Annotated in this window: 14 protein-coding genes; 5 read left to right on the top strand and 9 right to left on the bottom strand. The window is 71.1% G+C overall.

Features of this window, described 5'->3' with window-relative positions:
* Positions 1 to 360: 360 nt before the first annotated feature.
* Positions 361 to 1,203 (top strand): UbiA family prenyltransferase, encoded by an 843-nt coding sequence (locus HF576_RS12340; protein ID WP_168913132.1) that lies wholly within the window; start codon positions 361 to 363, stop codon positions 1,201 to 1,203.
* A gap of 190 nt (positions 1,204 to 1,393) precedes the next feature.
* Here the strand turns inward: HF576_RS12340 and HF576_RS12335 are convergent, their stop codons facing one another.
* From HF576_RS12335 to HF576_RS12320, 4 genes are all read right to left on the bottom strand, one after another.
* Positions 1,394 to 2,533: an FAD-dependent oxidoreductase gene (locus HF576_RS12335; protein WP_343234262.1), complete on the bottom strand. Its 1,140-nt coding sequence runs from the start codon at positions 2,531 to 2,533 to the stop codon at positions 1,394 to 1,396.
* A gap of 209 nt (positions 2,534 to 2,742) precedes the next feature.
* Positions 2,743 to 3,447 carry a methyltransferase domain-containing protein gene (locus HF576_RS12330; protein WP_168913131.1) on the bottom strand — a complete coding sequence of 235 codons (705 nt, stop codon included), beginning with the start codon at positions 3,445 to 3,447 and terminating at the stop codon, positions 2,743 to 2,745.
* Between the two features lie 34 nt (positions 3,448 to 3,481).
* Positions 3,482 to 4,657 (bottom strand): type III polyketide synthase, encoded by a 1,176-nt coding sequence (locus HF576_RS12325; protein ID WP_168913130.1) that lies wholly within the window; start codon positions 4,655 to 4,657, stop codon positions 3,482 to 3,484.
* A gap of 178 nt (positions 4,658 to 4,835) precedes the next feature.
* Positions 4,836 to 6,275 (bottom strand): MFS transporter, encoded by a 1,440-nt coding sequence (locus HF576_RS12320; RefSeq protein WP_168913129.1) that lies wholly within the window; start codon positions 6,273 to 6,275, stop codon positions 4,836 to 4,838.
* 57 nt (positions 6,276 to 6,332) lie between these two features.
* Between HF576_RS12320 and HF576_RS12315 the strand changes: the two genes are divergently transcribed.
* Complete coding sequence (locus HF576_RS12315; RefSeq protein ID WP_168913128.1) at positions 6,333 to 6,869, top strand: winged helix-turn-helix domain-containing protein; 537 nt, start codon at positions 6,333 to 6,335, stop codon at positions 6,867 to 6,869.
* Positions 6,870 to 6,997: 128 nt separating this feature from the next.
* The gene (locus tag HF576_RS12310; RefSeq protein WP_168913127.1) at positions 6,998 to 7,396 is read left to right on the top strand and encodes a VOC family protein; all 399 of its coding nucleotides are present in this window, start codon (positions 6,998 to 7,000) and stop codon (positions 7,394 to 7,396) included.
* A gap of 27 nt (positions 7,397 to 7,423) precedes the next feature.
* Here the strand turns inward: HF576_RS12310 and HF576_RS12305 are convergent, their stop codons facing one another.
* A complete protein-coding gene (locus tag HF576_RS12305; protein ID WP_168913126.1) occupies positions 7,424 to 8,791 on the bottom strand; it encodes a glucose-6-phosphate dehydrogenase in 1,368 nt (455 codons plus the stop codon).
* A 139-nt stretch (positions 8,792 to 8,930) separates the two neighbouring features.
* On the opposite strand from HF576_RS12305, the gene HF576_RS12300 reads away from it, so the two are divergent.
* Complete coding sequence (locus HF576_RS12300) at positions 8,931 to 10,721, top strand: glycoside hydrolase family 15 protein (RefSeq protein WP_205835228.1); 1,791 nt, start codon at positions 8,931 to 8,933, stop codon at positions 10,719 to 10,721.
* Between the two features lie 23 nt (positions 10,722 to 10,744).
* Here the strand turns inward: HF576_RS12300 and HF576_RS12295 are convergent, their stop codons facing one another.
* The 3 genes from HF576_RS12295 to HF576_RS12285 all read right to left on the bottom strand — a co-directional run bounded on the left by HF576_RS12295 (position 10,745) and on the right by HF576_RS12285 (position 14,119).
* Entirely contained in the window at positions 10,745 to 11,965 is a 1,221-nt protein-coding gene (locus tag HF576_RS12295; RefSeq protein ID WP_168913125.1) for an MFS transporter, read from the bottom strand.
* Between the two features lie 157 nt (positions 11,966 to 12,122).
* The gene (locus tag HF576_RS12290; RefSeq protein WP_168913124.1) at positions 12,123 to 13,238 is read right to left on the bottom strand and encodes an ABC transporter permease; all 1,116 of its coding nucleotides are present in this window, start codon (positions 13,236 to 13,238) and stop codon (positions 12,123 to 12,125) included.
* Positions 13,235 to 14,119 carry an ABC transporter ATP-binding protein gene (locus tag HF576_RS12285; RefSeq protein ID WP_168913123.1) on the bottom strand — a complete coding sequence of 295 codons (885 nt, stop codon included), beginning with the start codon at positions 14,117 to 14,119 and terminating at the stop codon, positions 13,235 to 13,237. Before HF576_RS12285 ends, HF576_RS12290 begins: the two co-directional genes overlap by 4 nt.
* Before the next feature lie 211 nt (positions 14,120 to 14,330).
* Here HF576_RS12285 and HF576_RS12280 point away from each other — a divergent pair, with 211 nt between their 5' ends.
* Positions 14,331 to 14,900: an NADPH-dependent FMN reductase gene (locus HF576_RS12280; RefSeq protein WP_168913122.1), complete on the top strand. Its 570-nt coding sequence runs from the start codon at positions 14,331 to 14,333 to the stop codon at positions 14,898 to 14,900.
* Between the two features lie 83 nt (positions 14,901 to 14,983).
* Here the strand turns inward: HF576_RS12280 and HF576_RS12275 are convergent, their stop codons facing one another.
* Positions 14,984 to 15,640, bottom strand: coding sequence for a response regulator (locus HF576_RS12275; protein ID WP_205835278.1), 657 nt, complete (start codon positions 15,638 to 15,640; stop codon positions 14,984 to 14,986).
* Positions 15,641 to 15,680: the final 40 nt, after the last annotated feature.

Raw genomic sequence — 15,680 nt, 5'->3', positions numbered from 1 at the left:
GGACCGGACCGTGGCGTGGCAGCGTCGTGCGCGCGGCCGAGCGGGGTCTGCGGGACGCGCGCTCGTGGTGCGGTCCGGGTTGCGCAGGTTTGCGGGCGGCGGAGGCTGCGAAACCCGGACCGTGGCGCGGCAGCGTCGTGCGCGTGGCCGAGCGGGGTCTGCGGCATGCGCGCTCGTGGTGCAGTCCGGGTTGGGCAGGTTTGCGAACGGCGGAGGCTGCGAAACCTGTACCGCAGCGTCGTGCGCGTGGCCGAGCGGGGTCTGCGGCATGCGCGCTCGTGGTGCGGTCCGGGTTGCGCAGGTTTGCGGGCGGCGGATGCTGCGAAACCTGGACCGGACCGTGGCGTGAGAGCATCGAGCGTGCGCACCGTCCGGGGATTGTGGGGGTCATCGCACCCCGGGCCCACGCTGGTCGTGACGGCGCTGGCGCTCGCGCTGGGCATCGCCATCGGGCTCGAGGCCTGGCGTCTGGCCCTGCTGACCATGGCGGTGTTCGCCGGGCAGCTGTCGATCGGCATCTCGAACGACGCCCTCGACGCCGCCCGTGACCGCGCGGTCGGCCGCACCGACAAGCCGCTCGCCCGCGGCGACGTGAGCCTGCCGGCAGCGTGGGTGGCGGCCTCCGTATGCCTCACGCTCGCGCTGGTGTTGTCGGCGCCGTTGGGATGGCGGATGCTGGCGGCACATGCCCTCACGCTCGGCTCCGCGTGGGCGTACAACGCCGGGCTGAAATCCACCGCACTGTCGATCGCGCCGTTCCTGGTGAGCTTCGGCGTGTTCCCGTCACTCGCGACCTTGTCGGCGCCGGAGCCGGCCTTCGCCGCCGGGTGGGCCTGGATCGCGGGCGCCGCCCTCGGCGGCGCCGTGCACCTGACCAACGTGCTGCCCGACCTGGACGATGACGAGCGCACCGGCGTGCGCGGGCTGCCGCACCGGCTCGGCGCCCGGGCGTCGGCCGTGATCGCGGCGCTCGGCGTGATCGCCGGTGCCGTCGCGGTGCTGCTCGGCTCGGCCGGCGGAGCCCTCGTGGCGGTTCCGTCGATCGCATGGGCGTTCTTCGCCGGGGTCGCACTCGTGGCTGTCGTGACCGTCGTCAGGGCGATGGTGCGTCCGCCCTCGCGCGCACTCTTCCGCCTCGTGATGCTCGCGGCGCTGCTGCTCGCCGCGCAGCTCGTCGCCTCCGGCGGCGCCCTCGCCGCCTGACGCCCCCGTGCCGCCGCGCCGCCGCGCCACGTCGGGCCGCGCGTCGCGTCGCGCGCCACTTGAGGTTGAGAAACCGCGTAGAGGTTGATACTCGCCCCGGCGCGTGGTTTCTCAACCTGCGTGTGGTTTCTCAACTTCGACTCAGGACCGACGACGCCGCGCGGCCACCGCGCCGCGGGGCCGGGGCGGGTCAGGCGTCGGCGTCGAGGCCCATCGCGTAGGCGTGGGAGAAGAGGCGGGCGACGGGCGGCGCGAGCATCGAGCGCACCGCGGTCCGCCGGATCGGGTCGAGGCCGCGCGGCAGCGCACGGCCGAGCGCGGTGTTGACGGCGGCGAGACGCGCGGCCGTCCGCGCCGACGCGACACGACGGGCCTCCCACCGGCGCAGGTCCGGTTCCGGCGCTGCGCCCGTTCGCACCCACTGCGCCAGCAGCGGGGCCAGCGTCGCTGCGTCGAGCAGGCCGAGGTTCATGCCCTGCCCTCCGATCGGGCTGACCTCGTGCGCAGCATCCCCGATCACGAACACCCGCCCGTTGCGCATGCGGGGCGCGACGACCCGGCGCACGCCGAACGCCGTCGCCTCGGTCACAGCGGACGCCGCGCTCTCCTCCCGCACCTCGAGTGCCGTGCGCATGCGTGCGACGAGGGCGTCGGGGCGGGGATCGCGGCCCGGCGGATCCCACGCGACGAACCGCCGCCGTCCGTCGGGGAGCGGGAACGACTCGAGCACGCCGACGGAGTCGAGGTGCACCACGGCGACCTCGCCGTCCGAACGGGGGCCTGTCTCGGCATCCGTCATCACGTACCGGTCGCGGTACTCGCGCACCGGCACCGCACCGGCCCGGTAGGCGAGATCACGCCCGCCGGATCCGGATGCGACGACCACGAGCCCGCTCGTCTGCTCGACGGGCCGGCCGAGGACGCCGGTGCGGATGAGCACGCCGTCGGCGCCCGGCAGGACCGCCATCACGTTGGCGCCGCGGAGCGGCTCGGGCGCGCCGTCGGCCAGCACGGCCTCGGTCGCCGCCTGGGGGAGTGTCGCCACGAACGGGAAGCGCGTCGACAACTCGTCGAACCGCACCACTCCGAGCAGCCGGCCACCGGAGCGGGCTTCACCCCGGCGCACCCGCACGGCGTGGGCGAGCAGTCGTTCGGTAACCCCGGATGCCTCGAGCGCGGCCAGCACCGGGGCGTGCACGCCGATCGCGCGAGAGCCGTCCCCCGATGCCGGCCGCCGTTCGAGCACATCGACCTCGATGCCGCGGCGCGCGAGCTCGCCGGCGAGCAGCATCCCGACCGGCCCCGCACCGACCACGGTGACCTCAGCCACGCCCGCCCCCCACGTCGATCGGTTCGAGGGGCAGCTCGCGTCCCTTGCGTGCGCCTGAATCCGCGGCATCTGCCACCTGAGCGTCGGACCGGCGTCGTTCGGGAGGCAGTTCGTGTCGCAACCGCGGCGCCGATGCCGCAGCAACTGCCACCCGAGCGCGGTCACGGGACGACGGAAGGGGACGGATGCCGCGGCCCATCCCCGTGACCTCAGCCACGCCCGTCCCCCACCGCCAGGAGGCGGAACGCCGCGGGCCGCTCGACCCGCCACGTGCCCGGCCCACCAGGGCCGAGCGCACGGTCGAGCTCGTCCTGCGTGAAACTGCGCCGGATCGACCGCAGGCCGTCGGTGCGCAGGAAGGTTCCGGGCGCGAAGGGCGTGATCCCGACCGCGTAGAGGCCGTACGCCAAGCCGCTGCGCTCGATGTCGCCGTGCAGCACGAGGCCGCGCGAGAGCTGGAGCGACTGCGTCGCGAACGCCGGAAGCTCCGGGCCGAGATGATGCAGCACATGGTTCGACAGCACGACGTCGAAGCTGTCGCCCGCGGCGACGAGGGCGGCGGCATCCGTGCACCGGAAGGCGACGGCCGGCGGAACCTCGCGTTCCGTCGCGACGGCGTGGGCGCGCGGGTCGGGGTCGGCACCCGTCCAGTGCACGTCGAGGCCGTCGCGTCGGGCCAGGCCCGCGAGGCGCGCGACGAGGTCGCCGCCGCCGGAGCCGAGATCGAGCACGCGGGCGGGTCGGCCGAGCGCCGCCAGATGCGGCCTGAGCCGGGTGCGGTACACGGTGCCCCATCCCGAGACGAGGCGGTTCACGGTGCCGAAGCGCCGCAGCGTCGCCCGCAGCCGCCGCGGGTCGCAGTGCGGGTCGTCCATGAGCTCGACGAGCGTGTCGTCGCGCACGGCGAGGCTCATCGCCGTGCTCCCACCACCCGGGCCGCCGTCCGGCTCATGCCCGCGCAGCCAGGGCCGGTGCCGCCTCGGCGAGGCCACGGCGCACCGCATCGTCGCCCGATGCGCGTCCGCGACCGAGGCGGCGGGTCATGAGCGCCGACTCCACGGTGAGCCCCGGGCCGAACGCCAGGCCGGCGACTCTCGCGCCCTCGGCCAGGGTGTCGTCGTGGAGCAGCCCGCGCAGGATGAACAGGATGGTCGCGCTCGACATGTTGCCGTACTCGCGCAGCACGGCACGGGAGGCGTCGAGGGCCGCCGGATCCAGGTCCAGCCCCGCCTCGACGCGATCGAGCACACTGCGACCGCCGGGGTGCACGGCCCACGCGTCCGGGGCGTCGGGGCCGACGAACCGGTCCACGGCGGCGCGGATCTCGCGCCCGATGATGCGCGGCACCTCGGCCGACAGCACCATCTCGAAGCCGTGGTCGCCGATCGTCCACACCATGTCGTCCTCACCCTCGTCGGTGAGCGCGGTGCCGAAACGGTCGAGATCCAGGCCGCCGGCATCCTGCACCGCCGTCGGCCCCGCGATGACCGCGGCCGCGGCGCCGTCGCCGAACACGGACGCCGCGACGATCTGCTGGGGGTCGGCCGAGGCGCGGATGTGCAGGGAGCACAGCTCGACGCACACCACGAGCACCACCGCGTCGGGCTGCGAGTCGGTGATCCGGGAGGCCAGCCGCAGTCCGGGCAGCGCCGCCGCACACCCGATGAACCCGAGGTGGTAGCGCTCGGTCGTGGTCGGCAGCCCCAGATCCCGCACCAGCCGGTAGTCGGGGCCCGGGGCGAAGAAGCCCGTGCACGACACCGTCACGACGTGGGTGACGGCGGATGCCGCGAGCCCGGCATCCGTCAGCGCATTGCGCGCCGCCTCGGCGCCGAGCCCGGGCGCGAGTTCGGTGTAGAGGTCGTTGCGCGGGCCCGTCGTCGGGGCACGCAAGGTGCCGTCAGCGTCGAGGAACTCGGGGGCGCCGGGCGTCGGCGGCAGGCCCGCCAGTTCGCCCAGCACGGTGTGGCGATGCTCGATCGCGGAGGCGCCGAACGCGCCCTGGATGCGCCGCCTCGTGAGCCGATCGACACCCGGTTGCGACGCGAAGAGCTCGCGCACGGCATCCTGCCCGATGCGCGCGGCCGGGACCGCGGTGCCGATGGAGACAATGCGGGCCGTCATGGTGCCACCCAATCACGCCGAGCCCCCTCACGGCAGTGGTTGCGCGATGATTGCCCGCCGGGTAGGGAGCGGGACGATCCCATACCCGTCCGGCCGCCGACGCGTCGCACCGAGCCGCCGGGCGCGCGGGCCAGGCCCGGCGCGCGCCCTGCGCACGTGCCGGGCCTGGGTTTCGCGCTCACGTGGTGGCGCCGGAGGGCGCCTCCTCCGTGACGTCGGGCAGATCGCGCATGCCCCAGAACGGCCCGATCACGACGAAGAGGCACGCCAGCAGCTCGCCCGTGGCGGCGATCCACAGGGTCGGGACGGTGCCGATCCAGGTGCCGAGGGCGCCCGCGATGAGCGCGCCGATCGGCATGACGCCCCACACGACGAAGCGGATCGAGGCGTTCATGCGGCCCAGCAGCCGCCGCGGGGTGATGCGCTGCCGGAACGTGACCTGGGTGATGTTGTAGAGCAGCACGGTGAAGCTCATGACGAAGAACTGCGCCACGAGCAGCGGAAAGGCCAGCGCCGGCACGAGCGAGATCGCTGGAAGGAAGAACGGCACGAGGCAGAAGGCGATCGCGCTCAGGGGAATGGCGCGGGCCTCACCGATCCGGGCCACGATGCGCGGCGTCGCGATCGCGCCGAGCAGTCCGCCCACCGCCGACAGCGAGAACACGATGCCGAGCATCGCCGGGGTCAGCCCGAGTTCGCGCAGCACGAAGATCGGCAGCAGCGTCGTGGCGATGGTGCCGAAGAAGTTCGCCATGCCGGTGGTGCCGACGATGCGGCGAAGCAGCGGGTTGCCGAATACCCACGAGAGCCCCTCGCCGATCTCCTTGTGGAGGGGCTGATGGTCCTCGGGAGCGCGGCGCACCTCGTGGTCCTTGGTGAACAGCAGGGCGATGAACGACGCGATGTAGGTGGCCACCGAGATGAGGATCGCGATCGGGGCGGCCAGGACGCCGACGAGCCAGCCGCCGGCGGCGGGCCCGGCCAGACCCGCGAGCTGCTCGGTGGACTGCAGCTTGCCGTTCGCCTCGGCGATCTGGTCGGTGCGCACCAGCGACGGGATGATGCTCTGGTTCGACACGTCGAAGAACACCGTCGCGATGCCCATCACGAGGGCGACGGCGATCATGTGCCAGATCTCGAGGACCCCGAGGACGGCCAGGAGCGGCAGCAGTGCGAGAGCGACGGCGCGGATCACGTCCGCCCAGATCATGACGTGCCGCTTGCGCATGCGGTCGATCCACGCACCCGCAGGCAGTCCGACGATCAGGAACGCCGCGACCTGTGCGGCGCCGAGCAGGCCCACCTCCCATTCCGTCGCCTGCAGCGTGAGCACGGCGAGCACGGGGAGGGCCAACTCGGTGATCTGTGCGCCGAACTGGCTGAGCGCCTGGCCGCTCCACATCGTGAGGAAGTTGCGGTCACGCCACAGCGAGCCCTTGGGCGCGGCGGGTCCAGCCGGCTCGGAAGCCGCACCGGCGGTGGCCGCGGCATCCTGATCCGCCTCGACGGCGTCCTCGGCACTCGCTCTCGACACCGGCGTCATGGCCTCCGCGCGGGCCTCGGCGAGGACTCCGGTGTCGACGCCGGCGACGTCCGTCGGCTCCTCTGATTGAGACATGTCAATCAGTGTGCGCCACTGATTGAGACTTGTCAATCGGTTCGCTAGGCTCGGCGCATGGGGAAGTCTCACGAGGAGCGCATCGAGCTCCGCCCCGGCGATCCCGAGGCCGAAGCACGCATGAAGGCGCTCAGTTCGCCGCTGCGGCTGCGCGTGCTGCGGCTGTGCGCGTTCGAATCGCGCACCAACAAAGAGCTCGCCGAGCTTCTCGGCGTGAACCCCGGCACGATGCTCCACCACGTGCGCACCCTCGTCTCGACCGGCTACCTCGCCGCCGAGGCCGAGCGCGCCGGCGCACAGGGGGCGCGCGAGGTGCCGTACCGGGCCACCGGCCTCTCGTGGCGCACGTCGATGCCCCGCGGAAGTGCGGTGCTCGTCGAGACCTTCCTGCAGCAGATCGAGGGCCTCGACGACGAGGACCTCGACACGACGTGGCTGGGGCTGAAGCTCAACGACGAGCACAAGGCCGAGCTGCAGCAGCGGCTCTACGACCTCGCCCAGGAGTTCAAGGAACGCGGGCCGGATGCCGACGGCGAGACGTACTCGCTCTTCTTCGCGTTCCACCCCGACCACAATCCACCTGCCGGACGCTGAGCGGCCCGTCACCGGACCGAGCCGACCTCCGACGAACGCCTGCGGATCGGACGGCTGCGCGCGACGCCCTGGACACGCTCCTCGCCCAGGAGGATGGTTGATCCCGACACCGACCATTGGAGGCGGACATGTTCTCACCAGACCGGCCGTTCTCGAGCTTCGCCGTACCCGACGTCGACGAGGCCATGACCTTCTACCGCGACACCCTCGGACTCGCCGTCACCGTGGACGACGTGGGCGGCTTCACGATCGCGCTGCCCGGAGGCGGCGACATCTTCGTGTACCCCAAGCCCGACCATGAGCCCGCCGTCTTCACTGTGCTGAACTTCGCGGTCGACGACGTCGAGGCTGCCGTCGACGACCTCAACTCCCGCGGAGTAGTGACCAAGATCTACAGTGATCCGGACTACGGCACCGACCAGAAGGGGATCTCGCGCGGCTTCGAGGGAGGGCCCGACATCGCGTGGTTCACCGACCCCGCGGGCAACGTTATCTCGGTGATGTCGGGCGGACCTGTCTCGGGCTGACCCGACCCCTCCGGGTGAGGGCGCAGCTCACGGCAGGCGCGGCCACCCGTCCGGCCCGAGGGTGCCCGCCGGGTACTCGTCCAGCGGCACGTCGCCGGCGCGCCACGCGGCGAGCACCGGGTCGACGATCCGCCAGGACTGCTCGGCGGCGTCGCCGCGCACCGACAGCGCGGCGTCGGCATCGAGGATGCCCGACAGCACCTCGCCGTACGCCTTGAGGGCGCCGGCGCCGAGGTCGGCCTCGAGGATCGCGCGCTCGAGCTCGAACGGGTCGTCGCCGCCGTTGACGTTGAGCTCGAGCTCCATGCGGTCCGGACCGAGCGAGAAGCGCAGCACCGACCCCGGCGCGAGGCCGGTGAGACCGGCCGGCACGTGGTTGACGGGGCGGAACGTGAGGACGATCTCGCCGTCCTTGCCGGCGAGCGCCTTGCCCGAGCGCAACGTGATGGGAACGCCCGCCCAGCGGTCGGTGCGCACCTCGCATGTCAGCTCGGCGAGCGTCTCGGTGCCGCGCGCCGGGTCGACGCCGGGCTCGTCGGTGTACGCCGGCAGCTCGCGGTCGCCGACGGTTCCAGCCGTGTAGCGCGCCCGTCGCGACGAGGCCACGGGGTCGTCGCCCCACACGTGCGTCGCGCGCAGGACCGCGCCCGTCGCATCGCGCAGATCGCGCTCGTGCAGCGTTGCCGGGGGCTCCATCGTGAGCACCGCCATCACCTGCAGGAGGTGGCTCTGGATCATGTCCACCAGCGCCCCGGCCCGGTCGTAGTACCCGGCGCGCCCTTCGAGTCCGAGGGTCTCGTCATAGCGGATCACGACGGACTCGATGTGCTCGGCCGACCACACCGGGGCGAACACGCGGTTCGCGAACCGCACGCCCAGCACGTTGAGCAGGGTCGACCTGCCGAGGAAGTGATCGACGCGGAACACCTGCTCCTCGGGCACGAGCCGTGCGACGGTCTCGTTGAGCTTTCGTGCGCTGGCCTCGTCGACGCCGAACGGCTTCTCCAGGGCGAGCACCGTGCCGTCGGGGATCGTGACGCCGGCCAGCGCCTCGCACGCCGCCGCGGCGACCGCCGGCGGCACGGCGAAATACAGCGCGATGCGCGCGCCGGGATCGGACAGCAGACGGGTGAGGTCGGCCGGCGCGGTGATGTCGGCCTGCTCGTACGTGGTCTCTGAGACCCGGTCGAACGCCTCCTCGAAGCCGCCCGAGGCGAACGCGGTGCGCACCGTCTCGCGCCACCGGGCGTCGTCCCAGTCCTCCATACCCGAGCCGCGTAGGCGGACCTGCCGGTCGGGTTCGAGAGTCAGCAGCTGCCCGAGCGCGGGCAGCAGCAGCCGCGAGGTGAGGTCGCCCGTGGCGCCCAGGATCAGAAGCGTGGTCTCGGTCGCCATGCCGCCCAACCTACCGGGGCGTCGTTTCGAATCGCTCACTTCGCGGGTATTCGGGGTCGAAGCCTGCAAAGTGCGCGATTCGAAGCGGATGTCTGCCGGCTGCTGTCCTTCGGTGCGCGGGTTTGCCACAATCGGGACGATGCCGTCACCCATAGAGGACTACGCCCTTCTCAGCAGCTGCCGCACCGCGGCGCTCGTGTCGCGGGAGGGGAGCATCGACTGGTTCTGCGTGCCGCGCTTCGACTCGCCCTCGGTCTTCGGGGCGTTGCTCGGAGATGAGAATCACGGATGCTGGAGCCTGCGCGCGAGCGACCCGCAGGCGACGAGCACCCGGCGCTACGACGGCGACACGTTCATCCTCGTCACGCGATGGGAGACCGCCGAGGGTGTCGCCGAGGTGCACGACTTCATGCCGATCGACGGCAATCGCGTCGACATCGTGCGCCGGATCGTCGGGATCTCGGGCACGGTCGATTTCACCGATACGGTGCGCCTGCGCTTCGACTATGCGCGTGCGATCCCGTGGGTTCGCCAGGTGCCGGGGGTGCCGCTGACCGGCCTCGCGATCGCCGGACCCCACGCCCTCGTGCTGCGGGGTGCGCCCCTTCGTCCGATCGATCACGCCCATCAGGCGCGGATTCCCGTCGGTGCCGGTGAGGTCGTCGACCTGTCGCTCACGTGGTTCAAGTCGCACCATGAGGTGCCCGAGCCGCTGGACGTGGACCGCTCGCTCGCCGCGACCCGCGCGTGGTGGCAGGACTGGGCCGACCGCATCCATCATCACGGACCGCACCACGACTCGGTCGTGCGGTCGCTGCTGGTGCTGCGGGCGCTCACACACGAGAGCACCGGCGGCATCGTGGCGGCGGCGACCACGTCTCTTCCCGAGGACTTCGGCGGCTCGCGCAACTGGGACTACCGGTACGTATGGCTGCGGGATGCCGCGCTCACGCTCGAGACTCTGCTCGAGCACGGCTTCACGCTCGCCGCCGAGCGGTGGCGGGGGTGGCTGCTGCGCGCGATCGCCGGTGACCCCGCGGACGTGCAGATCATGTACGGCATCGCCGGTGAGCGCGACCTCGCCGAGCGTGAGATCACGAGCCTTCCCGGCTACGAGGGAGCCTCGCCGGTGCGGATCGGCAACGGCGCGGTCGACCAGTACCAAGCCGATGTGATCGGCGAGGTCATGGTCGCCCTCGAGGCGACACGTGCGGCGGGAGTCGAAGAGGACTCGTTCTCGTGGCCGCTGCAGCGTGCGCTGCTCACGCAGGTGATCGAGTGGATCGACCGGCCCGATCACGGCATCTGGGAGATCCGCGCCGAGGAGCGCATGTTCACGCACTCCCGCGTGATGATCTGGGCCGCGTTGGACCGAGGCGTGCGGGCGGTGCGGGAGTACGGGCTCGAGGGCGACGCCGAGACGTGGGAGAAGATGCGCGACCGCATCCGCGCCGAGGTCGAGAGCGAGGGCTACGACGCCGAGCGCGGGCATTTCGTGCAGCACTACGGCTCGACCGAGGTCGACGCGTCATTGCTGCTGATCTCGCAGGTGGGCTTCTGCGCGTACGACGATCCGCGCATGCTGGGCACCGTGGCCGAGATCGAGCGCACCCTGATGCGTGACGGGCTGGTGCGGCGGTATCGCACCGAGTCGGATGTCGACGGCCTGTCCGGCGGCGAGCATCCGTTCCTCGCCTGCTCGTTCTGGCTGGTCGAACAGTACGCGAGCAGCGGCCGCGCCGACGACGCCGGTGCGCTCATGGACCGCCTGTGCTCGCTGGCCAACGACCTCGGCCTGCTGTCGGAGGAGTACGACGTCGAAGCGGGCCGTCACGCCGGCAACACTCCGCAGGCGCTGACCCACCTCGCGCTCGTGCGCGCGGCAGACGCGCTCGGCGGGCACGCGGGGCGAGCCGCGGCCCGGAACTGAGGCGTCCGCGATCGTCCGTTTGTTCACACGGGCAGTGCGTGAAGACGCACCAGCTGCGACCGCGCCACATAGGCCAACTGTGCGGCGAAGAGAACCGTTGCGAGGAGTAGTGCCCCGGCGCTGCCCCAGAGCGCGCTCGCCACTGCCGCAAGGGCGGCGCCGAACGGTCGAGCACCGTAGGACGCCATCACGAGGAGCGAGGAAACGCGGCCCAGCATGTGCATCGGAGTGACCGCCTGACGGATGGACGTCGTCGTGATGGCCCAGATGGTCGGGCCGAGCCCCAGCAGGAAGTAGGCCAGTCCGGCGAGGACTGGTGTCGGGCTGAGGAGTGTGAGAGTCAGCGCCGCGGAAGCGGCGAACCCGCAGACCGGCCCCAGCAGGGTTGCCCGGCCGACCAGGAGCCGCCGTGTGATCGCCGGCGCGAGGCCTGCCCCGATCACCATCCCCAGCCCGTAGACGGCAAGGGTCACACCCACTCCCTCGGATCCCATGGCGAGGTTGTCGATCGCGTAGACGATGAACACGGCTTGAACGGCGAACCAGCCGACGTTGAATGCGAACGAGGTGACGATGATCGGTCTGAGCAGAGCATTCGACCACGCGAAGCCGGCACCCTCTCTGAGCGCTCGAAGCACCGGGCGAGCATCGGCCGCCGGTTCTCGGCGCAGGTGCAAGCGCATGAGCAAGAGCACGCCGAACACGCAGAGGGCCGCCGCTGCGACGAAGGACCCCGGGGCTCCGGTCCAGGACACCAGCAGACCGGCGACCGCTGGTCCGCCGATGAACGCCGCACTGCGCCCGAGCTCGAGCCACCGATTCGCCTGAGTGAACTGGTCGCGTGCGACCAATTGGGGCACCACTGCGGGAGCGGTGACGCTGAAGGCCACGGTCCCGATGGCGCCGACGAATCCGATGACGACGAGCGCGGGAAAGGTGAGCGCGTCGAGGGCGAGGAGCACGACAACAACGCCCAATGTGACGGCGCGCAGTGATTCCGAGACGATCAGCACCGTCTTGTGAGCGGTCCTGTCCACGATGAGGCCGACGGGGATGGCGAAGAGCAGGAACGGCAGGGTGTGCGCCACCTGCAGGAGTGCTGTCTCCGTGGGTGTCGACGCGAAGAGGAGGACGGCGACAAGGGGCGCCGCGGTGAGCGCGATCTGCTCCGCGAATTGGACGAGAACGCTGGACCATCCGACTCGAAAAAACGAACCGGGGAGCTTGAGTCGCACTGTTGGCATGCTCTCAGGCTGTCGATGGCGCACGTCGAGCGCTGGCGGAAAATCGACGCCGCATCTCGCGCTGTCGATGCGACGTCCGAATCCCGCCGGCGCTGGAATCGCGCACTTTGCACGACCTGGGGCCGAAGACTGCAAAGTGCGCGATTCGAAACGGCTGTCAGCGGGCCAGCGCCTCTGTGAGCTTCACGCGGGCGCCCATGCGAAGCAGCGAGTTCTCGTAGATGCGCGCGCCCACCAGGATCGCCGCGACGCACGTGGCAGCGAGGATCACGAGCGAGAGCAGCGGCTCCCACCACTGCGCCTGACCGAGGAACATGCGCATCGGCATGCCCACGGGTGCCGAGAACGGCACGTACGACATCACGGTGAGCACGACGGGGTTGTTCCAGAAGAAGATCACGATGAAGTACGGCGCCATGACGAGCAGGAGCAGGGGCGACGTCGTGGAGCCGATGTCCTCCTGGCGCGACACCATCGCCGCTGCAGCGGCGAAGAGCGCCGAGAGCAGGATGAAGCCGAGCAGGAAGAAGATCGCGAACCATGCGATGGGGGCGCCGACCCCCTGAAGAAGCTCGGCCTGCCCGGTGATCGTCAAACCGACGACGACGATCGCGGCGAGGATGAGGATCTGGCCCATCGCGAGCACGGTATTGCCGATGACCTTGCCCGCCAGCAATGCCCGCGTCGGGATGGCCGAGATGAGCAGCTCGACCACGCGGGTCTGCTTCTCCTCGACGACGCTCTGGGCGATCGTCAGACCGAAGGTCTGCGCTGCGAAGAAGAAGATCCCGCCGAAGGCGATCGCGACGACATAGCCCAGGACGTTCCATGCGCCAGAGGGGTCCAGCAACTCGACGGTCGGTGGCACGGACAGACCAAGCAGCAGCGACGACGAGACGTCGCTCTCGGCGATGACGGTGAAGCCGGTGGGCGAGGAGGTGTCTCCCACGATGGCGACGTCGACATCGCCCGCCGTGACGAGCTCCACGGCATCGGCACGATCGGCGACCTCAGTGATGTCCAGGCCGGCCGTGGAAGGCAGAAGCTCCTGCGCGTCCGAGGTCACCGCGACGGGCGTGCCCGAGGTGTCGCTCGCCGCGAAGCCTGCCCAGATGACACCCGCGAGCGCGAGCGCGAACAAGATGGCGAACGAGATGAGGAACGACTTGCTGCGCAGCTTCGTGCCGATCTCGCGCTCGGCGACGAGCCACGTGCTCTGCGCGAAGCTCGGGGCGCTGACCGCCGGCGTGCGCGTGGTGGTCGTGGTGCTCACTGGATCACCTCCTTGAAGATCTGGGCGAGGGTGGGATGCTGCGGCGCGAAGCTCGCGACGTCGCCCTGCGCGACGGCCCGGCGCAGGACGCGCTGGGCGGTCTCGTCGCTGTCGGCGTCGAACACCGCGTAGCCGCCGTCGAAGTCGAGCACGTCCACGCCCGGCTCGGTGCGCAGCCAGCCGGCGTCGCCGGCAGAGACGAGCTCGAACCGGCGCGTCGAGTGCTGCGCGCGCAGCGCGTCGCGGGGGCCGGCCGCGCGGATCGTGCCGCCGGCGATGATGACGAGGTCGTCGCACAGGCGCTCGACCACGTCGAGCTGGTGCGAGGAGAAGAGCACCGCGACGCCCTCCGCCGCGCGCTGCTGCAGCACGCCGGCCACCACGTCCACCGCGAGGGGATCCAGGCCCGAGAACGGCTCGTCCAGGATCAGCACCTGGGGATCGTGCACGAGTGCGGCTGCGATCTGGGCGCGCTGCTGGTTGCCCAGCGACAGGGTCTCGACGTTGTCTTCGAGGCGCTCGCCGAGCCCCAGCTGCTCGAGCAGCGCGGTCGCGCGGGCCGTGGCATCCGGTTTCGAGAATCCGTGCAGCCGCGCCAGATAGACGATGTGCTCGAGCACTTTCATCTTCGGGTACAGGCCGCGCTCCTCGGGCATGTAGCCGAAACGGCGGCGGTCGGATGCCGTCACCTCGGTGCCGTCGAGCGTCACGGTGCCGCCGTCGCGAGCGAGCACCCCCAGCACGATCCGCATGGTCGTGGTCTTGCCCGCGCCGTTGCCCCCGACGAACCCGGTCAGGCGCCCCGGCCTCACCTCGAACGACACGTCGTCGAGCACGCGGCGTCCGCCGTAGCTCTTGGTGATACCGCTCAGCTGCAGCATCGCGTCTCCTCTCCGCCCGGTGGTCGAGCCTGTCGAGACCAGGCTAGGCAGCCGTGCCCGACAGGACCTCCCCCTGGAGACGGACTCTGCTCCGCCCAGGGGAGGGGATGGGGTTCCATGCGCGGGAATAGACCGCATGTGCATGTTCTTGCATGGAAATGGAATGTCCACGGTGGTCCCCGCCGGGGACCTTTTCTATCTGGAGGAACACATGACCGACCGGACCATCGGCTACATCGTCGGCAGCATCTCGTCGAATTCGATCAACCGTCGTCTCGCGAAGGCCCTCGAGCGTCTCGCCCCCGCGGGGACGCGCCTGGTCGAGATCCCGATCGCCGACCTGCCGTTCTACTCGCCCGACCATGACGGAGACTTCCCCCAGGTCGCCCGCGACTTCAAGCAGGCGATCGAGGACGTCGACGGCGTCATCATCGTGACGCCCGAGTACAGCCGTTCGATCCCTGGCGTGCTCAAGAACGCCCTCGACTGGTCGGCACGTCCGTATGGTCGGATGTCCTTCAACGGAAAGCCCACCGCCGTGATCGGCACCTCTCAGGGTGGCATCGCCACCGCCGCCGCCCAGCAGCACCTGAAGGCCATCCTCGTCCACTACAACTCCCCGACACTCGGCCAGCCCGAGGGCTACGTGCAGGCGAGCCCGGGACTGTTCGCGGAGTCCGGTGAGGTCACCAACGACCAGACCGCCGAGTTCCTCGTCGGCTACCTCGAGGCCTTCGGTGCACTCGTCGACCGCTACGCGCAGGTGCCCGTCGCTGCCTGACCTCCTCCCGATCGGATGCCCCGACCGTGCGCCTCTCGCAGGCCACGGGCCGGGGCATCCGTCGTCCCGGCCGCCACGGGGCGTCAGGCCAGGCCGTGGCGGTGGGCGTACACCACCGCCGCGACTCGGTCACGTGCCCCGAGCTTCTGCAGCACGTTGGACACGTGCGTCTTGACGGTGGCCTCGCCGATGTAGAGCCGCCGCGCGATCTCGGCGTTGCTCAGCGCTTGCGCCACGAGCCGCAGCACCTCCGTCTCCCTGTCGGTCAGCTCGACACCGTTCGTCCCGACCGCACGGGGCTCGCTCGTCACGACCGGCGGGTCGGGGCGACCGATTGCGGCTGGGGAGTGGGGCGGTCGGGCGAAGCGGGCGATCACGCGCCGGGTCACCTCCGGGGCCAGGAGGGCGTCGCCGGCCGCGGCCACGCGCACGGCCGAGATCAGCTCCTCGGGGCCGGCGTTCTTCAGCAGGAAGCCGCTCGCGCCGGCGGCGAGGGCGTCGAAGAGGTAGTCGTCACGGTCGAACGTCGTCACGACCACGATCGCGGGCGAGGCGGTGGGGTCGGCGATGATGCGCCGCGTCGCCTCGATCCCGTCCATGTCGGGCATCTGCACGTCCATGCACACCACGTCGGGACGGAGAGCGGATGCCGTAGCCACGGCCTCCGCACCGGTCGACGCCTCGCCGACCACGACGATGTCGCCGGCGGACTCGAGGATCATGCGGAACCCGGCGCGCATCACGGCGTGGTCGTCCACCAGGAGCACCCGGATCGGCGAG

The sequence above is a fragment of the Microbacterium salsuginis genome, from assembly GCF_012524205.1.
GTDB classification, from domain to species: Bacteria; Actinomycetota; Actinomycetes; order Actinomycetales; family Microbacteriaceae; genus Microbacterium; species Microbacterium salsuginis.
This window is presented reverse-complemented; position numbering and strand designations above follow the sequence as displayed.

What these genes read in the sequence shown, in the direction of transcription:
- HF576_RS12330 (WP_168913131.1), bottom strand. Translation starts at nt 3,447, where the DNA reads ATGAGCCTCGCCGTGCGCGACGACACGCTCGTCGAGCTCATGGACGAC.
- HF576_RS12325 (WP_168913130.1), bottom strand. Translation starts at nt 4,657, where the DNA reads ATGACGGCCCGCATTGTCTCCATCGGCACCGCGGTCCCGGCCGCGCGC.
- HF576_RS12320 (WP_168913129.1), bottom strand. Translation starts at nt 6,275, where the DNA reads ATGTCTCAATCAGAGGAGCCGACGGACGTCGCCGGCGTCGACACCGGA.
- HF576_RS12315 (WP_168913128.1), top strand. Translation starts at nt 6,333, where the DNA reads ATGGGGAAGTCTCACGAGGAGCGCATCGAGCTCCGCCCCGGCGATCCC.
- HF576_RS12310 (WP_168913127.1), top strand. Translation starts at nt 6,998, where the DNA reads ATGTTCTCACCAGACCGGCCGTTCTCGAGCTTCGCCGTACCCGACGTC.
- HF576_RS12305 (WP_168913126.1), bottom strand. Translation starts at nt 8,791, where the DNA reads ATGGCGACCGAGACCACGCTTCTGATCCTGGGCGCCACGGGCGACCTC.
- HF576_RS12300 (WP_205835228.1), top strand. Translation starts at nt 8,931, where the DNA reads ATGCCGTCACCCATAGAGGACTACGCCCTTCTCAGCAGCTGCCGCACC.
- HF576_RS12295 (WP_168913125.1), bottom strand. Translation starts at nt 11,965, where the DNA reads ATGCCAACAGTGCGACTCAAGCTCCCCGGTTCGTTTTTTCGAGTCGGA.
- HF576_RS12285 (WP_168913123.1), bottom strand. Translation starts at nt 14,119, where the DNA reads ATGCTGCAGCTGAGCGGTATCACCAAGAGCTACGGCGGACGCCGCGTG.
- HF576_RS12280 (WP_168913122.1), top strand. Translation starts at nt 14,331, where the DNA reads ATGACCGACCGGACCATCGGCTACATCGTCGGCAGCATCTCGTCGAAT.
- HF576_RS12275 (WP_205835278.1), bottom strand. Translation starts at nt 15,640, where the DNA reads ATGCGCGCCGGGTTCCGCATGATCCTCGAGTCCGCCGGCGACATCGTC.